Annotated in this window: 19 protein-coding genes; 10 read left to right on the forward strand and 9 right to left on the reverse strand. The window is 65.8% G+C overall.

The window, feature by feature from the left end:
* Nucleotides 1-4 precede the first annotated feature (4 nt).
* The 6 genes from PHS32_RS20050 to PHS32_RS20075 all read right to left on the reverse strand — a co-directional run bounded on the left by PHS32_RS20050 (nt 5) and on the right by PHS32_RS20075 (nt 7,587).
* Nucleotides 5-1,603 carry an NADH-quinone oxidoreductase subunit C gene (locus PHS32_RS20050; protein ID WP_301080915.1) on the reverse strand — a complete coding sequence of 533 codons (1,599 nt, stop codon included), beginning with the start codon at nt 1,601-1,603 and terminating at the stop codon, nt 5-7.
* On the reverse strand, nt 1,600-3,069 hold the full coding sequence (locus PHS32_RS20055) for a hydrogenase 4 subunit F (protein WP_301080916.1): 1,470 nt from the start codon (nt 3,067-3,069) through the stop codon (nt 1,600-1,602). The genes PHS32_RS20050 and PHS32_RS20055 overlap by 4 nt, the downstream gene beginning before the upstream one ends.
* Complete coding sequence (locus PHS32_RS20060) at nt 3,066-3,794, reverse strand: formate hydrogenlyase (protein WP_301080917.1); 729 nt, start codon at nt 3,792-3,794, stop codon at nt 3,066-3,068. The genes PHS32_RS20055 and PHS32_RS20060 overlap by 4 nt, the downstream gene beginning before the upstream one ends.
* On the reverse strand, nt 3,795-4,754 hold the full coding sequence (locus PHS32_RS20065; protein ID WP_301080919.1) for an NADH-quinone oxidoreductase subunit H: 960 nt from the start codon (nt 4,752-4,754) through the stop codon (nt 3,795-3,797). It abuts the gene before it with no gap.
* Nucleotides 4,739-6,784 (reverse strand): hydrogenase 4 subunit B, encoded by a 2,046-nt coding sequence (hyfB, locus tag PHS32_RS20070; RefSeq protein WP_301080920.1) that lies wholly within the window; start codon nt 6,782-6,784, stop codon nt 4,739-4,741. The genes PHS32_RS20065 and hyfB overlap by 16 nt, the downstream gene beginning before the upstream one ends.
* Before the next feature lie 140 nt (nt 6,785-6,924).
* On the reverse strand, nt 6,925-7,587 hold the full coding sequence (locus PHS32_RS20075) for a TetR/AcrR family transcriptional regulator (RefSeq protein WP_301080922.1): 663 nt from the start codon (nt 7,585-7,587) through the stop codon (nt 6,925-6,927).
* Between the two features lie 137 nt (nt 7,588-7,724).
* Here PHS32_RS20075 and PHS32_RS20080 point away from each other — a divergent pair, with 137 nt between their 5' ends.
* The 10 genes from PHS32_RS20080 to PHS32_RS20125 are packed head-to-tail and all read left to right on the forward strand — an operon-like array spanning nt 7,725 to nt 17,745.
* Nucleotides 7,725-8,165 (forward strand): DUF2147 domain-containing protein, encoded by a 441-nt coding sequence (locus PHS32_RS20080; RefSeq protein ID WP_301080923.1) that lies wholly within the window; start codon nt 7,725-7,727, stop codon nt 8,163-8,165.
* Nucleotides 8,166-8,207: 42 nt separating this feature from the next.
* Nucleotides 8,208-9,092, forward strand: coding sequence for a TorF family putative porin (locus PHS32_RS20085; RefSeq protein WP_301080926.1), 885 nt, complete (start codon nt 8,208-8,210; stop codon nt 9,090-9,092).
* 6 nt (nt 9,093-9,098) lie between these two features.
* Nucleotides 9,099-10,706 (forward strand): FGGY-family carbohydrate kinase, encoded by a 1,608-nt coding sequence (locus PHS32_RS20090; protein ID WP_301080929.1) that lies wholly within the window; start codon nt 9,099-9,101, stop codon nt 10,704-10,706.
* Nucleotides 10,703-11,344, forward strand: coding sequence for a class II aldolase/adducin family protein (locus PHS32_RS20095; RefSeq protein WP_301080931.1), 642 nt, complete (start codon nt 10,703-10,705; stop codon nt 11,342-11,344). The genes PHS32_RS20090 and PHS32_RS20095 overlap by 4 nt, the downstream gene beginning before the upstream one ends.
* A gap of 32 nt (nt 11,345-11,376) precedes the next feature.
* Nucleotides 11,377-12,870 (forward strand): aminotransferase class III-fold pyridoxal phosphate-dependent enzyme, encoded by a 1,494-nt coding sequence (locus tag PHS32_RS20100; protein WP_301080933.1) that lies wholly within the window; start codon nt 11,377-11,379, stop codon nt 12,868-12,870.
* 4 nt (nt 12,871-12,874) lie between these two features.
* Entirely contained in the window at nt 12,875-13,507 is a 633-nt protein-coding gene (locus PHS32_RS20105; RefSeq protein ID WP_301080935.1) for a hypothetical protein, read from the forward strand.
* 43 nt (nt 13,508-13,550) lie between these two features.
* Nucleotides 13,551-14,711 (forward strand): MFS transporter, encoded by a 1,161-nt coding sequence (locus PHS32_RS20110; protein ID WP_301080937.1) that lies wholly within the window; start codon nt 13,551-13,553, stop codon nt 14,709-14,711.
* Nucleotides 14,712-14,755: 44 nt separating this feature from the next.
* The gene (locus PHS32_RS20115) at nt 14,756-15,073 is read left to right on the forward strand and encodes a c-type cytochrome (RefSeq protein ID WP_301080939.1); all 318 of its coding nucleotides are present in this window, start codon (nt 14,756-14,758) and stop codon (nt 15,071-15,073) included.
* Nucleotides 15,073-16,476, forward strand: coding sequence for a D-arabinono-1,4-lactone oxidase (locus tag PHS32_RS20120; protein WP_301080941.1), 1,404 nt, complete (start codon nt 15,073-15,075; stop codon nt 16,474-16,476). The genes PHS32_RS20115 and PHS32_RS20120 overlap by 1 nt, the downstream gene beginning before the upstream one ends.
* Before the next feature lie 3 nt (nt 16,477-16,479).
* Nucleotides 16,480-17,745: an alanine racemase gene (locus PHS32_RS20125; protein WP_301080943.1), complete on the forward strand. Its 1,266-nt coding sequence runs from the start codon at nt 16,480-16,482 to the stop codon at nt 17,743-17,745.
* A gap of 92 nt (nt 17,746-17,837) precedes the next feature.
* Here the strand turns inward: PHS32_RS20125 and PHS32_RS20130 are convergent, their stop codons facing one another.
* The 3 genes from PHS32_RS20130 to PHS32_RS20140 are packed head-to-tail and all read right to left on the reverse strand — an operon-like array spanning nt 17,838 to nt 21,326.
* Nucleotides 17,838-18,350 carry an NADH-quinone oxidoreductase subunit B family protein gene (locus PHS32_RS20130; RefSeq protein ID WP_301080946.1) on the reverse strand — a complete coding sequence of 171 codons (513 nt, stop codon included), beginning with the start codon at nt 18,348-18,350 and terminating at the stop codon, nt 17,838-17,840.
* Nucleotides 18,350-19,900 (reverse strand): NADH-quinone oxidoreductase subunit C, encoded by a 1,551-nt coding sequence (locus PHS32_RS20135; protein ID WP_301080944.1) that lies wholly within the window; start codon nt 19,898-19,900, stop codon nt 18,350-18,352. The genes PHS32_RS20130 and PHS32_RS20135 overlap by 1 nt, the downstream gene beginning before the upstream one ends.
* A 4-nt stretch (nt 19,901-19,904) precedes the next feature.
* The gene (locus PHS32_RS20140; protein ID WP_301080947.1) at nt 19,905-21,326 is read right to left on the reverse strand and encodes a hydrogenase 4 subunit F; all 1,422 of its coding nucleotides are present in this window, start codon (nt 21,324-21,326) and stop codon (nt 19,905-19,907) included.
* Between the last annotated feature and the right edge of the window lie 40 nt (nt 21,327-21,366).

Here is a 21,366-nt window from a genome sequence, read left to right on the forward strand (position 1 = left end):
GCTCTTACAAATCGTGGCCGGAGTAGGAACCATTGACCGACTTGTTGCAGACCGGGAAGTCGGGGACGATGTTGTCGTGTATCAGCAGTTCCAGCGCCGGCCAGGTGGTCCAGGAGGGGTCGCGCGGAAAGAAGCGCGCGACCCGGCCGGCGGCGCCGAAACGCACATAGCTCATGATCTCGCCGCGCCAGCCCTCGATCAGACCCAGGCCCTCGGCACCGTCCGCCGGAGGCCGCCATTCGGTGCGGACCGGTCCGTCCGGCAAGCCGGCCAGCAGCGCTTCGATCAGATCGAACGAAGCCGTGATTTCCTCCAGCCGGGTGCGCGCCCGGGCATTGACGTCGCCATAGTGATGCAGCGGCACGGTAACACTCAGGCTGTCGTAAGGCGGGTAAGGGGCGTCACGCCGCACATCGAAATCGACACCCGAGGCGCGCCCGACATAGCCCAGGCAGCCCAGCGCCCTGGCATGGTCAGGCTTGAGCACGCCGGTGCCGCGCACCCGGTCGGCCACCGACGGCAGATCGTTGATGATGGTCATCAGCTCGGCGATCTGTTGGCGCAGCGCCCGGGCCTCATCGCGCAGCGTCACGATGAAGTGTTCCTGCAGGTCCAGCGCGACCCCGCCGGGGACGATGCAGTCCATCATGAAGCGGTGTCCGAAGGCGGCGTACGAGACCCGCTGCCACTCTTCGCGCAGCCGCGCGAACTGGTAGAAACCGAAAGCGAAGGCGATGTCGTTGAGCATGGCGCCGATGTCGCCGACGTGATTGGCGACGCGCTCGCGCTCGCACATCAAGGCGCGCAGCCAGAGGGCACGCGGCGGCACTGGCAGGCCGGCGGCCCGCTCCATCGCCATGCAGGCAGCCCAGCCGTGGGCGACAGTGGAATCACCCGAGACACGCGCGGCGAGGCGCGCCAGGCCCTCGGCGTCGCGGCCCTCGGCCATCTTTTCGATGCCTTTGTGGGTGTAGCCCAGGCGCTCTTCCAGCCTGAGCACGGTCTCGCCCACCGCCTGAAAGCGAAAATGCCCCGGCTCGATGATGCCGGCGTGCACCGGCCCGACCGGTATTTCATAGACGCCGCTGCCCTGCGCCAGCAGAAAGCGGTATGGGTGATCGGCCGGCGTCGGCCCCGCCGACCGACCGGCTGCCGGGAAATCCCGGCGCAGCGGAAACTCATCCTCTTTCCAGGCCTGATGGCGGGTCCAGCGGCGCACATCCGGGTGCAGGGAAAAGGTCACGCCCAACAAGTCCTGGGTATGGCGCTCGGGTCGGTCCGCCGCCGGGAAATACGGCGTGTGCGATGGCACAGTGGCAAGCTCACGCGGCAGCACAGTGCGCCCCAGCAGATAGCGACCGGCTTTCTCGAAACAGGTATTGATGCGCAGCGACTCGCCGGCATCCAGGCCGGGATCTTCACCCCAGCCGGCAACCCAGCGGCAGCCCCAGTCCCTGGCCTGCTGGCCGAGGCGCCCCCAGTCCGCAGCTTTCAGCTGGACCAGTTGCGCCGGCGCCAGACCTGGCGCTGCCAGCGTATCGACGCGCACACCCAGTTCCGCCAGGCGGCGCAGCAGCGGAGCAAAGTATTGCTGCGAGGTCATAGCGGTGAAGCGCCCGAAATCAGCAAGGTGGCCTGCTCGAACCAGCTTGAGAGAAACACCGGGATCGACAAGCCCAGCCACAACACCAGCAGCAGATGCAGCACCACCGGCAGCATGTTGGCCTCGACCGGCCGCTGGCCCGGCGGCGGCTCGCCGAAGACCATTCTCTGCACATGGCGCGCCAGTCCGGCAAACGCGACACCGAAGCCGACCAGCAACGGAATGGTCAACCAGGGCCAGGCCTTCATGGTCGCCATCAGCAGCAGAAACTCGCTGATAAAAACCCCGAACGGCGGAAAGCCGGCAATCGCCACGGTGCCTATCAGCAAGCCCCAGCCGATCGCCGGCTGCGTGCGTATCAGGCCGCGGATCTGGTCGATGCGCTGCGTCCCGGCCAACTGGCAGGCATGGCCCACGGTAATGAAGATGGCCGACTTGGTGAGCGAGTGCACGGTCATGTGCAGCAGCGCGGCAAAAGTGGCCAGCGCGCCGCCCATGCCGAAGCCGAAGGTGATCAGCCCCATGTGCTCGATCGAGGAATAGCTGAACATGCGCTTGACGTCGTGCTGGCGGTGCAGGAACAGACCGGCAACGGTGAACGACAGCAGGCCGAAGCCCATCATCAACTGGCCGGCCAGGTTGGTATGCAGCGAGGCGTCGACCAGCATCTTGACGCGCACCAGGGCGTACAGGGCAACGTTGAGCAGCAAGCCGGACAGCACCGCCGACATCGGTGTCGGGCCTTCGGAGTGCGCATCGGGCAGCCAGTTGTGCAGCGGCACCAAGCCGACCTTGGTGCCGTAGCCGACCAGCAGGAAGACGAAGGCCAGCGTGATCACCGCCGGGTCCATGCCAGCCGCCGAGCTGTGCAGCACGGTCCACAGCAGCGTGTCGTCGCGGTCGCCACCCAGCTTGTTTTCGGCGGCGAAATAGATCAGCACGGTGCCGAACAAAGCCTGGGCGATGCCGACGCCGCAGAGGATGAAATACTTCCAGGCCGCCTCGATCGCCTCCGGCGTCCGGTACAGGGACACCAGCAGCACAGTGGTCAGGGTGGCCAATTCCATCGCCACCCACAAGACGCCCAGGTTGTTGGTCGACAGCGCCAGCAGCATGGCAAACAGAAAGCACTGGTACATCGAATGGTAGAGCCGCAGGCGCCGGTCCGTGACGCGCCCGCGCTCGACTTCATGGCGCATGTAGGGGCGTGAAAAGATGGAGGTGGTCAAGCCGACGAAGGCGGTCAGAACCACCAGGTAGACATTGAAGGCGTCGATGTAGAACATGCGGCCGCTGGAGAGTTGCGGTCCGTGCTCGAAGACTTGCAGCGCCATCGCCAGCGCGGCGCCGAAGGTCACGACGCCCACCGCCACGTTGATCCAGCCGGCAACCGGACGGTGGCCGATGATCGCCAGCAGCAAGCCGCCCAGCAGCGGCGACAGCAGTGTGGCCTCCAGCAAGGTCACGACGCCTCCCCCTCGGCCGGCGCGTCGGCTGCCTCGGCCACCGGCATCTGCTGATTGGCTTCCGACAAGCGGTTGAACTGGCCCACGTTGAGCGAGCCGAACGAATCGCGCAGGTGGAAGAAAAAGACGCCGAACAGGATGGAGGCCACCAGGATGTCGAAGGCCAGGCCCAGTTCGACGATCAGCGGCATGCCGTAGGTCGACACCACGGCGGCAAAGAAGATGCCGCTCTCCATCGACATGAAACCGATCACCTGCGCCACCGCCGACTTGCGCACGCACATCAGCAGCATGCCCAGCAGTTCGATCGCGACGCTGACGGCAATCGTGTTGCGGGTCGCCAGGCCGGACAAATGAATGATCGACTGCGACACGTGGTAGCTGAAGATCACCAGCGCCACGCCGCCCAGCAGCAGCAGCGTCGGGTGCGCAATCACCTCGGCGTCGTATTGCATGTTGAGCTTGGCGCTGAGGCGGTAGAGCAACCAGGGGATCACGACCACCTTCAGGCAAAAAGTGATGGCCGCAGAAATATGGAGTTGCGGATGGTCGGAGGCGATGGCGACCAGCACCGAGACCACCGTCAGCAGCAGACCTTGCCAGGCAAAGGTAAAGATCAGCGGCATCATGCGGGTCTGCGCCAGCATGATGAAAGAGGTCAGCAAGGCCAGCGCCGCGAACAGGACAATCGCCTGGCTGTAGAGACCCAGGGAGGCGATGCCCATCTAGTCTCCCGTCTCCAGCACCACGTGGGTCAGCATCGCCAGCAGCGAGAGCATCAGCGCAAAGCCGAGAAACTGGGGCGCCCGAAACAGCCGCATCTTGGCCAGCAAGCTCTCCCACACCGCCAGCAGAACGGCCAGCAGCATCAGTTTGGCCGCCACCGCCACAAGTCCCAGCGCCAGCGCCGTGGCGCCGAAATCGGTGGCAATGCCCCAGGGAAAAAAGAAATCGACGATCAGCACCGAGTAGATCATCAGCTTGATTTGCGAGGCCCACTCGATCAGCGCCAGGTGGCGCCCGCTGTACTCGAGGATCATGGCCTCGTGCAACATGGTGAGTTCCAGATGGGTGGCCGGATTGTCGACCGGGATGCGGCTGGTCTCGGCCACCGCCACCATGGCCAGCGCCAGCAGCGCGAACAGGAACGAAGGCCGCAACACCAGGCCGGCTTGCAGGATGTACTCGGTTGCCACCGACAGGTCGGTGGTGCTGGCCGTCATGGCCAGCGTGAACACCGCCATCAGCATGGCCGGCTCGGCCAGCGCCGAGACCATCATCTCGCGCGAGGCGCCCATGCCGCCGAAAGCGGTGCCGATGTCGAGGCCGGCCAGCGCGGTGAAAAAACGCGCCAGTGCAAAAAAACCGACCAGCACGATGACGTCGGCAATCGCCGCCGTCGGTAGCCGCACGGCGATCAGCGGCACCACGGCGGCGGCCAGCAGCATGGCGCCGAAGACGATGTAGGGAACGGCGCGAAACAGCCAGGAAGCGTTCTCGGCCAGCACCATTTTTTTGCCCAGCAGCTTGGCCAGGTTGCGGTAAGGTTGCCAGACCGCCGGCGCGGCGCGGTTCTGCATATGGCACTTGACGCGCTGCAACCAGCCGGCCAGCAGCGGCGCCGCGGCGATGAACAGCAGCGCCTGCGTCGCGGCAAGGGCCCAGGCGGTCAACTGACGATCCATAGGAATACCAGCAGCGTGGCGAAGGAAAATTTCAGGTAGGTGTGAATGTTGCCGGTCTGGATGAAGCCGATGCGATTGGCCGCCGCCAGCACCAGGCGCCCGATCGGGAGATAGCACTTGAGCCACGACCAGTCCTGCGTGTGCAAGCTGTAATGCAGGCTGGTAAGGCGCGGAATCGGGCCGGCGCTGGCCAGGCTGTCGATCTGCTCCTCGACTTTCCATACGCCGCTGAAAACGCGCCGGATCGGCTGGCTGAAGGCGGTCGAGGTGTACTGCATACGCTGGTTGAGCTGACCGAAGCCGCAGTCCCAGGCGTCAACCTTGCGTGCCGGAACGGCACCGCGCTTGAGGAACAGATAGCCCAGGCCCAACACCACGACGATGGCGGCCAATACAAAAGGCGCCGAGTAGGAAGCGACGCGCGGCGAAATGGGGGTCAGCCACAACCAGCTCTGGGCGGCGGTCGACGGCAAGGCCTGGTGCACCAGCAGTTGCGTGATCGGCGCCATCGCCTCGATTACCGTGCTGGGGAACACGCCCAGTAGCAGGCACAGCGTCGCCAGCAGCCCCATGCCGCCCAGCATGCCGATGGGCACCTCGCGCGCCCGCGCCACGCGACGGGTGCGCGCCTTCCCAAGGAACCCAATGCCGAAGGCCTTGACGAAGCAGGCCGCCGCCAAGGCCCCGGTCAGCGCCAGCAGCGCCGCCGCGATCGGGATCATGGTGCGCAACAAGCCGTTGCTCAGCGCCGGCGCCTGCAAAGCGGTCTGGAACGTCAGCCACTCCGAGACAAAACCGTTGAACGGCGGCAGTGCCGAGATCGCGACGCAGCCGACCAGGAACAGGAAAGCGGTCACCGGCATGCGGTGAATCAAGCCGCCCATGTGATCCAGGTCATGCGCATGGGTGCGGTACAGCACGGCACCGGCACCGAGAAACAGCAAGCCCTTGAACAAGGCGTGGTTGAGCGTGTGGTACAGCGCCGCCACCAGCCCCAGCGTGCCCAGCATGGGGTGCCCGCTGCCGAAAAAAATCATCGACAAGCCCAGGCCCATGAGGATGATGCCGATGTTCTCGATCGAGTGATAGGCCAGCAGGCGTTTCAGATCGTGCTGCATCAGGGCGTACAGCACGCCCAGCAGGGACGAGGCGGTGCCAATGATCAGCACCACCACGCCCCACTCCCAGCGCACGTTGCCGATCAGGTCGTAGCTCAGCCGCACGATGCCGTAGATGCCCATCTTGATCATGGCGCCGCTCATCAGGGCCGAGATGTGCGACGGCGCCACCGGATGCGCGTCCGGCAGCCAGACGTGAAACGGCACCATGCCGGCCTTGGTGCCGAAACCGATGAAGGCTCCGGCAAAGGCGATCGTGGCCCACAGCGGCGACAGCTGGGCGGCGCGCATCTGGTCGAAGGTCAGCCCCTCGCCAAAAGCCGCCAGCACGCCGAAGGACAGCAGGATCACCAGCGCGCCGACATGGGCCAGCAACAGGTAGAGAAAAGCGGCCTGGCGGTTGGCCGCATGCTGGTGCTGATAAGTCACCAGAAAATAGCCGCACAGCGACATCATTTCCCAGAAGATCATGAACACCAGGGCATCGTCGGCCAGCAGCAGCATCTGCATGCCCAGGACGAACAGCGCCGTAAAAATGCCCAACGGCGGCAGCGGCTGCGGCGCCGTGCCGCGCCCGAATTCGCGCGTGTAGCTGGGGCCGTAGAGCGAAATAGCCAGCACCAGGGTGCCCAGCAGCAGCAGAAAAAAGCCCGACAAGGGATCGATCCGCAGATGCCAAGCCAGCCAGGGCAAACCCAGCGGGAAGTGGTCGGTAACGGTCAGATTGGCCAGCACGGTCCAGCCACCGGCGACGATGCTGGCCAGGCCGGAAAAGAAAAGAAACAGGAAGGAGCCGAAATGCAGAAAATCCGGGTGCCGGCGCAGCGCCAACAAGGAAACGGCGCCCGACAACAAGGTGCAGACGATGCCGGCATAGACGACCAGCAAAGGGTTGATACCCTCCGTGCTCATGGCACCCTGTCCAGCAACAGAAATTTCGGCCGCATGTTTTATTGTGCGTCGTTTTGCGGCTGCTGGCAACGGCGGCAGCCGCAAAAACGCACCCAACCGAGTCAGTGGGCCCCGGCTGATTCAACTCCCAACCAGCGGCCTTACCCTTGCCAGTTGCGCAGCCGCTCCAGGTGGCTGGCGACCATGGCGGCCGCGATTTGCGCCACGGCGCGTGCATTCAAAGGCGTGTCGAAAAGCAATTCGACCGCCGCATAAAGCATGTCGACAGCAACCCGTCCGACCAGCATCAACTCCTTGGGCGGCACATCCGGGAAGGCCTGCACCAGCATGCGGGTCTGAGCTTTGCTCACTGCGTCGTGCGAGTCCAGACGGACTTTCAGCAGGGCCGGCACCGCGCGCAGCGCGCGCAGGATCCATACCCCGCCCGGTGTGCGCTTGGTCACCCGGTAGGTATCGAGCACCAGACCGGTGAGCGCTGTCTCAAGCTGGGCGGTCGACCCAGCAAGCAGTTCGGGTGTTATCCAGCGCGGGATCAATTCGTTCTGGCGCAGCATCAGCCGCTGACCCAGCTCGCTCAGGATCGCGTACTTGTTGGGGAAGTACCGGTACAGCGCCGGCGGTGTCAGGCCGGCACGCTCGCACACCAGATTGGTCGACAAACGCTCGATGCCCACATCGGCCAGCAACTCGGCGGTGAGTTGCAGGATGAGTTCGAAGGTCTGCGTCGAGCGCAGCTGGGTCGGCTGTTTCTTGGCGATCAACGAGGGCTTGCGAGCAACCTCGCGTACACGGGGCAGGGCCATGTTTGCAATTAGGGTAAGCGATAGGTGCGAATTATCGCATGCGCGGCCGGAAATCATTGAAATAGATAGTCATCGCTATAGAATAGTCATCACTATCATTATTGCAATGCGATGGATTCAAACGAGAGGAGACACTGATGGGAATATCGAAGACATTGGGTCCGCGGGCGGCCCTGCTGCTGGCGCTCGCCGTGGCGGGTGCGGGGCCTGCCGGCGCCACCGGCGCTGACGATGCCAAGGGACTCTGGCTGAGTGCCGACAAGGATGCGGTGATCGAGTTCAAGGCTTGTCCGGAGCGGGCCGGCGCGCTGTGCGGTCGCATCGTTTGGGACAAGGATGCGGGAACGCCCAACGACACCTGCGGCGTGCAGATCGCGCAGCTCAACCGCTACGAGAACGACGCCTGGCGTGACGGTTGGGTCTATGACCCGCGGGACAAGAAGAACTACAAGGGCGTCATTCGCGTCAAGGGCGGGGTGCTCAACATCCGCGCTTTCATCGGCGTCGAAATTCTGGGTGAAACCGAGCAGATGACACGCACCGACGCTCTGCCTGGCACACCCGTGTGCAAGAAATAAAACCTCATCTCCACCTACCCCAACATAAAGAGGAGTCACTCCATGCGCTATCAATCCCACATTGCCGCCGGCGTCCTTGCCGCGATTGCCGCTGCCGCGCCCCTGGCCCATGCTGACGAGCGCCAGACTGCCAGCTACCAGCTCGACACCGAGGTCCGCCTGCTGACCGAGCAACGGACCCGCGGCATGTCCGACTCGCTGCTGGGGCCGGCGGCCAAGCTCAGTCTCCAGTTCGCGCACCAGAGCGGCCTGGTGGCGGTGGCCGAACTGGTCACGGTGAGCAAGACGCAGTTTCTTGACGGCAATGGCATGGGTCTCACGCTCGGCGCCGGCTACCGCTTCGGCGACCCCGAAGGCTGGCATTACGGCGTCGGTCTGGCGGCCGAAGCCTTCCCCGGCGCCAAGTTCGACGCGCCGCACGGCTTCGACATGAACGCGTTCACGCCGACCAACTTCAGCAGCACCAAGTACGACAGCCAGTTTGCGGTGCTGGAGATCGGCTACGGCGCCCTGGAGGGCCGCCTCCTCGGCGTGCTCTCGAATACCTACCGCGGCGCCGACACCGGTGGCGTTTGCGGCGCAATGCTGCAGTTCTCGGCCGACCCGACCAAGGCGCTGGAGTGCTATGCGCGCGGCGATCAGGGCTCGCGCGGCAGCTTGCTGTTCGATCTGGACTACAAGATCCGGCTGGCCTCGGCCACCACCCTGACGCTGCACGTCGGGCGGCAGAGAGTGGCCAACTTCTCCGAGGCCGACTTCACGGATTACCGCATCGGCCTGACGCGCAAGCAGTGGGGCTTCGAGTGGAACCTGGACTGGGTCGGCACGCAGGTCACTACGCCCGAGTTGTTCATGGTGCAGGACGGCAACGACGTGCGCAGCGTCAACAACAACAAACTGCTGTTCTCGGTGGCACGCCGATTCTGATCAGCGATGCCCCCTCGCTACAAAGGCACGGCTGCACCACTGGTGCTGGCCGTCGATCTCGGCACCTCGGGCTGCAAGTGCGCACTGGTGTCGCTGGATGGCACGGTGCACGCCTGGTCGTTCCGTGCAGTCAAACTGCATGTTCATGGCGCGCTGGCCGAGCAGGACCCGCAGGACTGGTGGAGCGCCTTTCTTGAGGGCGCTGGCGAAATCCTCGCCGCCGACGCCGGGTTGCGCCGCCGCGTCGCCGCTCTGTGCTGCTCCACCCAGACCGAAGGCACGGTGTGCGTCGACCGCACCGGCCAACCCCTCGGGCGCGCCCTGACCTGGCTCGATTCGCGCGGCGCGGCGGCCATGGCGCGCCGCGTGCGCGGGTGGGGGCCGAACATCGAAGGCTACGGAGCGTTGAAGTTGTGGCGCTGGCTGCGGCTGACCGGTGGGGCACCGTCGCTGTCGGGTCGGGATTCGGCCGGACACATGGCCTATATCCGCGACGAAGAGCCGCAGCGTTACGGACGCACGTACAAGTTTCTGAACGTGCCGGATTACATGAATCTGCGCCTGTGCGGCCGCTTCTGCGCCACGCAGGATTCGATGGTGACGGCGTGGATCACCGACAACCGCGATCCGCACCAGATTCGCTACGACGCCGGATTGATCCGCCTGCTGGGTATCGATGCCGCCAAGCTGCCGGAGATTGTTCACTCGACCGATATCCTTGGCCCGGTATTGCCGGAGGTAGCACAGGCGCTGGGGCTGGACACCAAGACTGTCGTTGTTGCCGGCGCGGTAGACACCTCGGCCGTCGCCGTGGGCGCGGCCGTGGGTGACTTCGAAACCCATCTGTACCTGGGCACCTCGTCCTGGCTGGGGGCGCATGTACCTTTCATGAAGACCGACGTGCGGCACAAGATCGCCGCTGTGCCCAGCGCAGTGGACGGCCGTTACCTCGCGATGGCGTTGCAATCCACGGCGGGCGCCAATCTCTCATTCCTGCGCGACCGCATCCTCTACCATCCGGACGAGTTGGCCAGCGATGAGGAACACCCGGCGGTCTACGAGATGCTGAACCGGATCGCCGCCCGCGTGCCGCCCGGAGCAAGGGGATTGATCTACACCCCCTGGCTGCTGGGTGAGCGCACGCCGGTGGACGACCCCTGTCTGCGTGCCGGACTGCTCAACATGTCGCTGGAGCATTCGCGCGAGGATATCTTTCGCGCCTTCCTCGAAGGCGTGGCGCTGAACACGCGCTGGATGCTGGAGCCCTTTGCGCGGCTGCTGGGGCGCGATGTCGGCACCATCGCCGCGGTGGGCGGCGGCGCGCAATCGGACGTGTGGTGCCAGATCATGGCTGATGTCACCGGTCAGCCGATCCGGCAATTCGAAAATCCAATACAGACCAACGCCATCGGTGCGGCCTTCATCGCCGGCGTGGGCATGGGCGCCTTGCGCTTCGCGGACCTGGGCCACCTGCGCCAGACCCGCCATACCTACGAGCCGTCCGGCGCGCTGCGCCGCCTGTACGACGACAAGTTCGAAACTTTCAAGGAGGTGCGTACGCGGCTGGCACCGCTGTACCACCGGCTCAACGCGCCCCGGGCGTGCCCAGCATGAATACCCAGCAGGTTCGCCAAACCGTCGTCGACCTGTGCGCCAGGCTGTCGCGTCAGGGCTACCTGGCGGGCACCGGGGGCAACATCGCGCTGCGCATCGACGCGGCACGTTTCGCCGTCACACCGTCGGCCACCGACTACGCCAGCATGGGCGCGTCGGATGTCTGCGTGCTGCGGCTGGCAGACCTGGTGCAGGTCGAGGGAGAGCGCTCGCCGTCAGTGGAAAGCGGCCTGCACGCGCGCGTGCTGCGGGCGCGGCCGGACGTGCATTGCAGCATCCACACGCACCAGCCGGTGGCCAGCGCGTGCGCGCTGGCCGGCCTGGCCCTCGACGTTCCACCCGGCGCACTGCAGCGCACCTTGGGGGGCACCGTCCCCGTCGTCGGTTATGCGCCCTCGGGCACAGGCTGGCTGTCGTGCAGGCTGGCGCGCGCGCTGCGCGCCGACACCAATGCCTATCTGATGTTGAACCACGGCGTGTTGTGCTGTGGCCGCAATGCGCAGGCGGCCGTGCAGGCGGTCGAGGATCTTGAGACGCTGGCCCGGCAGCAGCTCTCGCGCTTGATCGCCGCGCGCGCTGCCCGGGAGCCGCTTTTGCGACAGACCCTGCAGCGCGTCGGCGACGCGCTGGCAGGCTGATTTACCCCCCCAATCCCCATCACCGACACCCCATGAACCCTCTCGCCCCGCCCGCCGCCTCATCCTCCTCCTCGGCGACCGCGCCACGCCCCGCCATCTCGGCCTGGCCCGATGTCGCCAGCCTTTATCGCCGCTTCGACGCCTTGGTCAAGCAACCGATGCGGCCGATCCGCGCCGACAAGCTGCCGCAGGTGATGCGCTATTTTGAAGACCGCTGCCAGGGCTCCAGGCGTCTGGCCGAACGCGCCAAGGCCGTGATCCCCGGCGGCGTGCAGCACAACCTGGCCTTCAACCACCCCTTCCCGCTGGCCATTGCCCAGGCCGACGGCGCCCACATGACCGATGTGGACGGCAACCGCTACATCGACTTCCTGCAGGCCGGCGGCCCGACGCTACTGGGCTCCAACCATCCGCTGGTGCGGCAGAAGGTCAACGAGGTGCTGGATTCGTGCGGCCCGGTCACCGGCCTGCTGCACGAGTACGAGGTGAAGCTGGCCGAGCTGGTGTGCCAGAACATGCCCGCGGTCGAGATGGTGCGTCTGCTGGGCTCGGGCACCGAGGCGGTCATGGGCGCCGTGCGACTGGCGCGCGCCTACACCCGCAAGAAATGGATCATCAAGGTCGGCGGCGCCTACCACGGCTGGAGCGATCAGCTGGTCTACGGCATGCGCCTGCCCAGCACCGGCCGCATGGAGGCGGTGGGGATCCCGCGCGGCGCCACCGGCAACACCCAGGAGTGCAACCCCAACGACCTGGACGCGTTGCGCCGCAAGCTGCAGTTCAACCGTTGGCGCGGTGGCACGGCGGCCGTGCTGCTGGAGCCGCTAGGCCCCGAGAGCGGCACCCGCCCCGTGCACCCCGACTACAACCGCCAGGTGCGCGCGTTATGCGACGAATTTGGCGCGCTGATGATCTTCGACGAGGTGGTCACCGGTTTTCGTGTCGGCATGGGCGGCGCGCAGGCCTACTTCGATGTGAAACCCGACATCACCGTGCTGGGCAAGTGCCTGTCCGGCGGCTACCCCATGGCCGGCGCCATCGGTGGCCGCAAGGACGTGATGATGCTGCTGGTGGGCGGCATCGGCACCAGTTCGCGCCGCGCCTTCGTGGGCGGCACGCTGTCGGCCAACCCGCTGTCCTGCGTGGCCGGTTACTACGCACTGCTGGAAGCGCAGCGCAGCGACGCGGCCGGCGTGGCCGGGCGTGCCGGCGACCGGCTGCGCCAGGGCCTGGACGCCATCATCAACCGCCTGGGCCTGCCCTACGTGGCCTACAACATGGGCTCCATCGTGCACCTGCAGACCTCGGGCGTGCTGCTGCTCGACACCAGCAACATCTTCAAGCTCTTGCGCGTGAAGAACGAAGCCGGTCGACGCAAGCACATGATGGAGGCGATGGGCGCGGCCTACACCGCGCACGGCGTCATCACGCTGGCCGGCAGCCGCATCTACACCAGCCTGGCCGACACCGACGAGGTGATCGACGACGCGCTGAACCGCTTCGAAGACGTCTTCAAGCTGGTGTGACGCGATGACGACCGAAGACGCACTGCAAGGGCAATGGCGCCAGCTTCGCGAGCGGCTGCAGGGCAGACAACTGCTGGGCAAAGACGGCGCCAGCCTGTCGCTGCGCATCCCGGGCCGTGACGCGATGTGGTTCGGCTGCGGGCCCGAGGCGGCACCGCAGAGGGTGCCGCTGCGGGCGGCTGCCGGCGCAAGCGAAGTCCATGCCGCGGTCTACGCCGCACGCGGCGATGTCGGTGCCGTCGCCGTGGGGGGAGCTGAGTTCGGTTGCTGTCTGGCGGATTTCGGCGGCGCGATGCCGCAGGTCTTTGACGAGCAGGCGCGCCACCTGGGCCACATGGGGCCGGCGGTCAGTGATGCCGAATACATCGCGCGCTCCCTTGGCAAAGGGGGCAACGTGTTGCTGTCGCAGGGCCGCCCGGTCTGCCTGGGCATGACCACCACCCGCCTGGCCTTGAACGCCGAGCTGTTCGAGAAGTGCGCCAAAGCCTATGTGCTGGCGCTGGCCAGTGGCGCGCGCGTGAAGCCCCTGCCCTGGTGGGTGCGGGCCATCGCCAACTCCCGCCTCCATAAAGACGAGCGCCGCGCGGCGCAAGCTTTCGCTCGCGGCGAATTGCCGATCGAGAGTCGCGGCTACTAGCAATTTTGCGGATCAACTCTAAACAGGAAAGAGAAGCCTCAGCATGGAACCCGTTTCGTCGTCGTATTCTCTGCGCCAGATTGCATCCGCCTTGCTGATCGGCTCCGTCGCATTGCTCGTGCTGGGACTCCAGCCCATTTTGCTGGGCGAACTGGTCGACAAGCACTTCATCACCATGGAGGGGGTGGGCATCATCGCGATGGGCGAGATCGTCACCCTCGGGCTGGGCGTGGCCTTGGGCGATGCGCTGCTGCCGCTGTCCCGCTATCGCTCCATTACCGCCATCGCCGCACTGCTGGCAGCCGGCCTCGACCTCGCCACCAGCTTCGCCACAGGCGATAACCAGATGATCGTGTTGCGGGCGGCTGCCGGTCTGGCGGAAGGTGTGCTGGTCTGGGTTGCCACCAGCATCATTGTGCGCAGCACCAAGCCGGAGCGTCTGGCCGCCATCTTCATGGTGGTGCAAACCCTGAGCCAGAGCGGGGTGGCCGCATTGCTGGCGGCCTGGGTGGTGCCACGCAGCGGCTGGCAAGGTGGCTTTCAGGTGTTGTGCGCGGTCACCGCTCTGGCGGCCGTGCTGGCACTGGGATTGCCGCCGCGGCTGGCGCCGCTCGGCAGCGCGACCGGCCCCAAACTGCGCTGGTCGACTGCCAACGTGCTGCCATTGGCCGCCGCCTTTGCCCAGATGGCGGCACTTGGCGCCCTGTGGGCGTATCTGGAGCCGCTGGGATTGAGGATCGGTTTCGATGCGCAGGGCGCGCAGGCCATGATCTCAGAAATGCTGGCCATGCAGGTCGTTGGCGGCATTGCGGCGATCTGGTGCGTGCGCCGCCTGGGCGTCGTCTCGACCCTGGGTACGGGCGCGGCCGTGCTCGCCGCCGTGGCGACGTGCCTTTACCTTTTGCCCACCGGCGCGACGCTGCAGTTTGCACTCCTGTGCGCCGTCTTTGGCTTTGTCTGGCTGTTCCTGATGCCCTTCCACGTGGCGCTGGCTTTTCGGGCCGACGCCAAGGGCCGGGTGGCGATGCTGATTCCGGCGGCCCAGTTGCTGGGTTCGGCTTTTGGCCCTCTGGTCGCCTCCTTTACCGTCACCGGCGATGCGGCGCGCCCGGTGCCACTCGTGAGCCTGTGCTTTGCCGCCAGCGCTGTGGCTTTGATCCTGCTGGGCCGGCGGCACTGGATGTCACGACCGGCAGGCGCTTGAAAACTGGCTGCGCACACTGACAAACACCCAACGAGGAGAAGACGATGCGACTTTTGAAATCCTTGCTGAGCGCGCTCTTGCTGACCATGGCATGTTCCGGCCAGGCGCAACTGAGCGAACGCCAGAGCCGCCTGCTGGTCGTCAACTGCATTCAGTGCCATGCGCGGGGCAACGCCGGCTTTCCGATCATGGGCAACCCGGACGACTGGAAGACCCGCAACCGCCAGGGCGAGGATCGCCTGTTGCGCAGCGTCATCGAGGGCCTGGGCGGCATGCCGCCGCTGGGTTATTGCGCGGCTTGCAGCGAGGCCGATCTGCGCGCCCTGACCCGCCTGGTTGCCGGACTGGAAGGAGGCAAATGATGAGCCCCGATCGCCGCCTGTTTCTCGGCACGGCCGCCGCCGGTGCCGTGGCCACCTTGTTGCCAGGCTGCGGTTCCCGCGGCAGCGAGCCGCAGATGCCGGTCTCCTATGAACTGGGCCACCCGCTGCCTTGGGTCAACTGGGCCGGCAACCAGTATTGCTTCCCCAAGCAGCGGCTTGCCCCCGCTTCGGAAGCCGAAGTCGTCGACGCGTTGCGCCAGGCAGCTGGCCGGGTGCGCGCTGTTGGCACCGGTCATTCCTTCACCGCGCTGGTGCCGACCGACGACACGCTGATTGCAACCGATTTGCTGAGTGGACTGGTCGGCCACGACGCGACCCGCCTGCAGGCCGAGCTGTGGGCCGGCACGCGCCTGAACGACGTCGGCCCCTTGCTGGCGGGCATTGGGCAGGCCTTGCCCATCATGCCCGACGTCGACCACTTCGCGCTGGGCGGCGCCATCGCCACTTCGGTGCATGGCACCAGCGCACGCTTCGGTTCACTTTCCAGCCACATCGTTGGCCTGACCCTGGCGACGCCCAGCGGTGAACTGGTCGAGTGCTCGGCCACGCAGCAGCCCGCTGTATTCAACGCGGCGCGCGTGTCGGTTGGATCGCTGGGCGTCATCACCCGGGTCAGGCTGCAGAACGAACAGCCGTTCCAACTGACCGAGGTCAACCGCGTCGAGCGCACCGAGGATGTGCTGGCCGATCTGGAGCAGCGCTTTGCCCGGCATCGCCATTTCGAATTCCTGCCGCTGCCGAATTCCGATCTGAGCGCCACCGTGGCCACCGACCTGGCAAAACCGCAAGACAAGAACCTGGGCCAGGACGATCCGCAGGCCCTCAACCAGTTGCGCCAGGTTTTCGACGCCGTCAGTTGGATGCCGGGTGCCGCCCTGGTCTACGACCGTGTGCTGAAGATCGCCATGGGCGACGCCGCATCCAGCGTTCGCACCGGCCCGTCGTACCAGGTGTTCCCGCACGAGCGCGGCATACGTTTCCGCGAGATGGAGTACACGGTGCCGGCCGCTGCCGGGCCGGCCTGCGTGCGCGAGATACTTCGGACCCTACGCGAGCGCCAGATTCCGGTCTGCTTCCCGCTGGAGTACCGCCGTGTCGACGCCGACGACATCTGGCTGTCCATGTTTGAAGGCCGGCCGGGCGCCACCATCTCGGTGCATCAGTTCGGCGATCTCGATCACCGCCCCTATTTCGCCGCGATCGAGCCGATCTTCTGGAAGTACGAGGGGCGTCCGCATTGGGGCAAGCTGCACACGCTGGACGCCAAGCGTCTGGCGGCCCTTTACCCGAAGCACTGGAAGGACTTCCAGGAGGTGCGCCAGCACCTTGACCCGCAGGGCAAAATGCTCAATCCCCATCTGAGAACAATTTTTGGAGCCTGAAGCATGGTATCGCGTCGTACTCTCATGTTCAGTGGCGCGGCCGCCGCCGCGCTGGCGTTGGCACGGCCGCGCGAATTCAGCGGTGGCCATGCGGCCTATTTCGCCAAGCTCAACGCGACGCTGCGCCACCACGGCATCGATCGGCCGGTGCTGCTGGTCGATCTGGACCGGCTCGACCGCAACATCGACCGCGTGGTCAAGTCGGCCGCGACCGGCACGCGGCGCAACTACCGCATCGTGGTCAAGTCGGTGCCCAGTCCGGCGCTGGTCGCTTACATCGCGACGCGGGCCGCGACCAATTCCGGCATGGTGTTCCATCGTCCCTTCCTTCAGGAGCTGGCACGCCGGCGACCGCAGTCCGACCTGCTGCTGGGCAAGCCCATGCCGGTGGCCGCGGTGGCCACCTTCTACGAGCAGCACAGTGGAATGTTCGACCCGGCACAGCAATTGCAGTGGCTGGTCGACTCGCCGGCGCGGCTGACGCAGTACCTGCAACTGGCGCAGGGGCGCCGGCTGCGGCTGCGCGTGAACCTGGAGATCGACGTCGGTCTGCATCGCGGCGGCTTTGCCGATCCGGCGGCGCTGGCCGGCGCGCTCGCCACCATTGCCGCCCATCCGGAACAGCTGGATTTTTCCGGCTTCATGGGCTACGACGCCCACATCATGGGACTGCCGGGATTGCTGGCGAGCGGCGAAATCCCCCGGGTGAAGGCGCGCTATGGCGCCTTCGTCGATACCTTGCGTCGCCAGTTCCCACAACTCGCGCAAGGGCCGCTGACCTTCAACGGCGCCGGCAGCCCGACCTTTCGCAATTACGAAACCGACTCGCCGCTGAACGACATCTCGGTCGGCACCGCGTTGATGAAACCGAGCCACTACGACCTACCCCTGCTCGCCGACTTCGAGCCGGCGGCCTTCATCGCCACGCCGGTGCTCAAGCGACAGGCCAGCACCGGCGTGCCGACGCTGGAGTGGCTGCGCGGGCCGCAACGCCTGTGGGACCGCAACACGGCCGACACGCTGTTCACCTACAGCGGCAACTGGCTGGCCGAGCCGGCGTCACCCGCCGGCGTGCAACGCGCCGGAATCTACGCCAGTTCCAACCAGGAGGGCTATTACGCGGCCAGCGGCGTGCAGCTCGCGGTCGACGACTTCTTCTTCCTGCGTCCCACGCAGTCGGAGGCGGTGCTGCTGCAATTCGGTGACCTGCTCGGGGTGCGCGCGGACCGCATCGAACAGCGCTGGCCGGTGCTCACTGTGGGCCTGTAACGAAGAATGTCCGGTTGCACTTGACCAGCGTCACAAGCCGCTGCTGCAAGGCATCCAACCCTTCGATACTCGGCTGGCGACCGCAACCAAGCTCAGGCGCGCCGGCGCACCGCGGTCAGGATACCGCGCAGGATCTCAATCGGCGGCGGCGGGCAACCCGGCACCCAGACGTCGACCGGAATGACGCTGGAAACAGGCCCGCAACTGGCGTAGTTCTCGCCAAAAATGCCGCCGTCGCAGCCACAGTCACCGACCGCCACCACCAGCCGCGGTTCCGGCGTGGCGTCGAAGGTGCGACGCAAGGCGGTGGCCATGTTGCGCGACACCGGCCCGGTCACCAGCAGCAGGTCGGCGTGGCGCGGGCTGGCGACAAACTTGATGCCCAGGCCTTCGATGTTGTAGTAGGGATTGCCCAGCGCATTGATCTCCAGCTCGCAGCCGTTGCAGGAGCCGGCATCGACCATGCGAATGGTCAGCGCCTTGCCCAGGATCTTCAACACATCGGCCTGGATACGCCCGATCTCGCCCTCTGCCGCGGCTCCGATATCGGGCGCCGGCTCGCTCCGGATGCCGTGCCTGGCAATTTGCTTGACAACGCGCCAAATCATAGGTCTTGCCCCGAATAGCTGAGGTTGAACGACTTGTTGATGAGCGGAAAGTCGGGCACGATGTTGCCGATCACGGCGTGCTCCAGCACCGGCCAGTTCTGCCACGAGGGATCATGGCAATGGCAGCGCACAATGCGATGCTGCCTGGCGGCGCTATCGAGTTCCAGCACCACCAGCAACTCGCCACGCCAGCCCTCGACCCAGCCGGCGCCCCGGCTGGCCGCAGCGGGCATGGCAACTTCCTGGCGCAGCGGGCCGGCCGGCAGGTCCGCCAGGATTGCGCGTATCAGTCGCAGCGATTCGAAAACCTCGTCAAAACGCACCAGCACACGCGCCGCGACGTCGCCATTGCGGTGTGTTGCCATCCTGACCTGCAACTGCTCGTAAGGCGCCCACGGATGGTCGCTGCGCAAGTCCCAGGCCTGACCGCTGGCACGCCCGGCCAGTCCGGTCAGCCCCAATTGCGCCGCCAGCGCCGGCGTGACGCGACCGGTGGTCATGAAACGGTCCTGCAATCCGGCATGTTCCTCGTACACCGCGCGCAGGTTCTGCACTTCGGGCTCGATCGCATCGCATTGCCGGCGCAAGCGGTCTATCAGTGCCTGATCAAGGTCGCCGGCGACGCCGCCGGGGACTATGCAGTCCATCATCAAGCGGTGCCCGAACGCTTCCTTGGACAGACGCAGCCAGTCTTCGCGCAAGCGCGAGAACTGCGCCAGGCCAAAGGCAAAAGCCGCGTCGTTGCCCAGCGCACCGAGGTCGCCCAGATGGTTGGCAATGCGTTCACGCTCCAGCAGCAGCGCGCGCACAGACGCAGCGCGTGGCGTAATTTCGCAACCGGCGGCCGACTCCAGCGCCATGCAGTAAGCCCAGGCGTAGGCCACCGTGGAGTCGCCCGAGACCCGTCCGGCCAGGCGGTGTCCTTGCAGCGCAGGCATCTGCGTCATGCGCTGCTCTATGCCCTTGTGCGTGTAGCCCAGCCGCTGTTCCAGGCGCAATACTTTTTCACCCACCACGGAAAAACGGAAATGCCCCGGCTCAATCACGCCGGCGTGCACCGGACCGACGGCGATCTCGTGCACGCCATCGCCTTCGACCCGGACAAAGGGGTAATCGACCAGGGCCGAGTCGGTAAAAGGAGGGACTGCGTCGGCGCCCTGCTGCAAGGGGAAATGCTCCAACGGCCAGGCGCCATGGTTCAGCCAGGGACGCTGGTCCTGGCAGCCCTGGGCCTGCAGGCCCGACAGATCGGCCAGCGCGCGCTGCATTCTGGCGGCACAGGGGAAGACGGGCACCAGGTCCGGATAGCGCGTCTGCTGGCCCGGCAAGGACAATTCCAGCCAGGCCAGGCCGTCGGCAATCACATAGGCGGCACACACCGCCCGGCCCTCTGCGGGCGCGCCGCCCCACAAGGCCAACAGGCGTCCGCCGGCATCCCGCACGGCGCCGGCGGCGGCCAGCCATTCCTGCGCCGTGACGCGCGCACGCGCTATCGGCACCGGCGCCGGCAGCCATTGCAGATCGATATTGACAGCGGGAATCTTCATCGCTTCAGCCCCCCAGCATGCGCGCCGCCTGAACGTACCAGCCGTTCAGATACGGTGGGATGTACAGGCCCAGCACCAGGGCCAGTCCCAGATGGACAAACACCGGCAGCAAAGCCGGCGGATGGGGCAGCGGCAACAGCTTGGTCTCGCCAAAAACCATGGGCAGCACCCGGTACAGCACCGAGGCAAAAGCGACGCCCAGCGCCAGAAACAGAAATGGCGTGGCCCACGGTTGTTCGCGCATGGCGGTAGTGAGAATCAGGAACTCGCTGGCAAAGACGCCGAACGGCGGCATGCCCAGAATCGCCATGACACCCAGCATCAGGCCCCAACCGACCGTCGGATTGACTTTGATGAGACCGCGAATTTCGCTCATGATCTGGGTTCCGGCTTTTTGCGTCGCATGACCCACCGCATAGAAAATGGCCGATTTGGTGAGCGAGTGCACCGTCATGTGCAGCAGACCGGCAAAACTGGCGACCGGTCCGCCCATGCCGAAAGCAAAGGTGATCAAACCCATGTGCTCGATCGACGAATAGGAGAACATGCGCTTGACGTCTTTCTGGCGCGACAGGAAGAACGCCGCCACCACCACCGACAGCAGGCCGAAGCCCATCATCAGCTGGCCGGCCATGGGGCGATGCAGGGCTCCGTCGGTGAGCACCTTGCAACGCAGCACGGCATACATGGCCACGTTCAGCAACAAGCCCGAGAGCACGGCGGAGACCGGTGTCGGGCCTTCCGCGTGGGCGTCCGGCAACCAGCTGTGCAAGGGCACCAGACCGACCTTGGCGCCGTAGCCGATCAACAGGAAGGCAAAGGCCAGGGTGACGATGCCCGGGTCCAGCTGGCCCTTGATGGCGTCCAGATGGGTCCACAGCAGCGTGGCGCCCTCCGGCCCCAGCACTTTTTCCGCCGCCATGTACAGCAGCACGGTGCCGAACAGCGCCTGCGCAATACCGACGCCGCACAGGATGAAGTATTTCCAGGCCGCCTCCAGGCTGGCCGCCGTGCGGTAGACGCTGACCAGCATCACGGTGGTCAGCGTTGCCGCCTCCATCGCCACCCACAGGATGCCCAGGTTGTTGGTGGTCAGGGCCAGCAGCATGGTGAAGCTGAACAACTGGTACATGCCGTGGTACAGGCGCATGCGCGGCGGCGTCATCTTGCCGCGGTCCTGCTCGACCCGCATGTAGGGGCGCGAGAACAGGGCCGTGGTGAGTCCGACAAAAGCCGTCAGCGTGACCAGAAAGACGTTCAGCGGGTCGATGAAGAATTGTTCATGGAAGACCAAGACCGGACCGTCGGCAACGATCTGGGCGGTCAGCAGGCAGGCGGCGACGAAGGTGCCGGCGCTGAAGGCCACATTGATGTTGCGGGCGAAATCGCGGTGCCCCGTGAAAGCCAGAACCACGCCGCCCAGCAGCGGGAGTCCGAGAACAAAATACAGCGCCTGCACCTCAGTC

The organism is Rhodoferax sp., assembly GCF_028714215.1.
Classification (GTDB): domain Bacteria; phylum Pseudomonadota; class Gammaproteobacteria; order Burkholderiales; family Burkholderiaceae_C; genus Rhodoferax.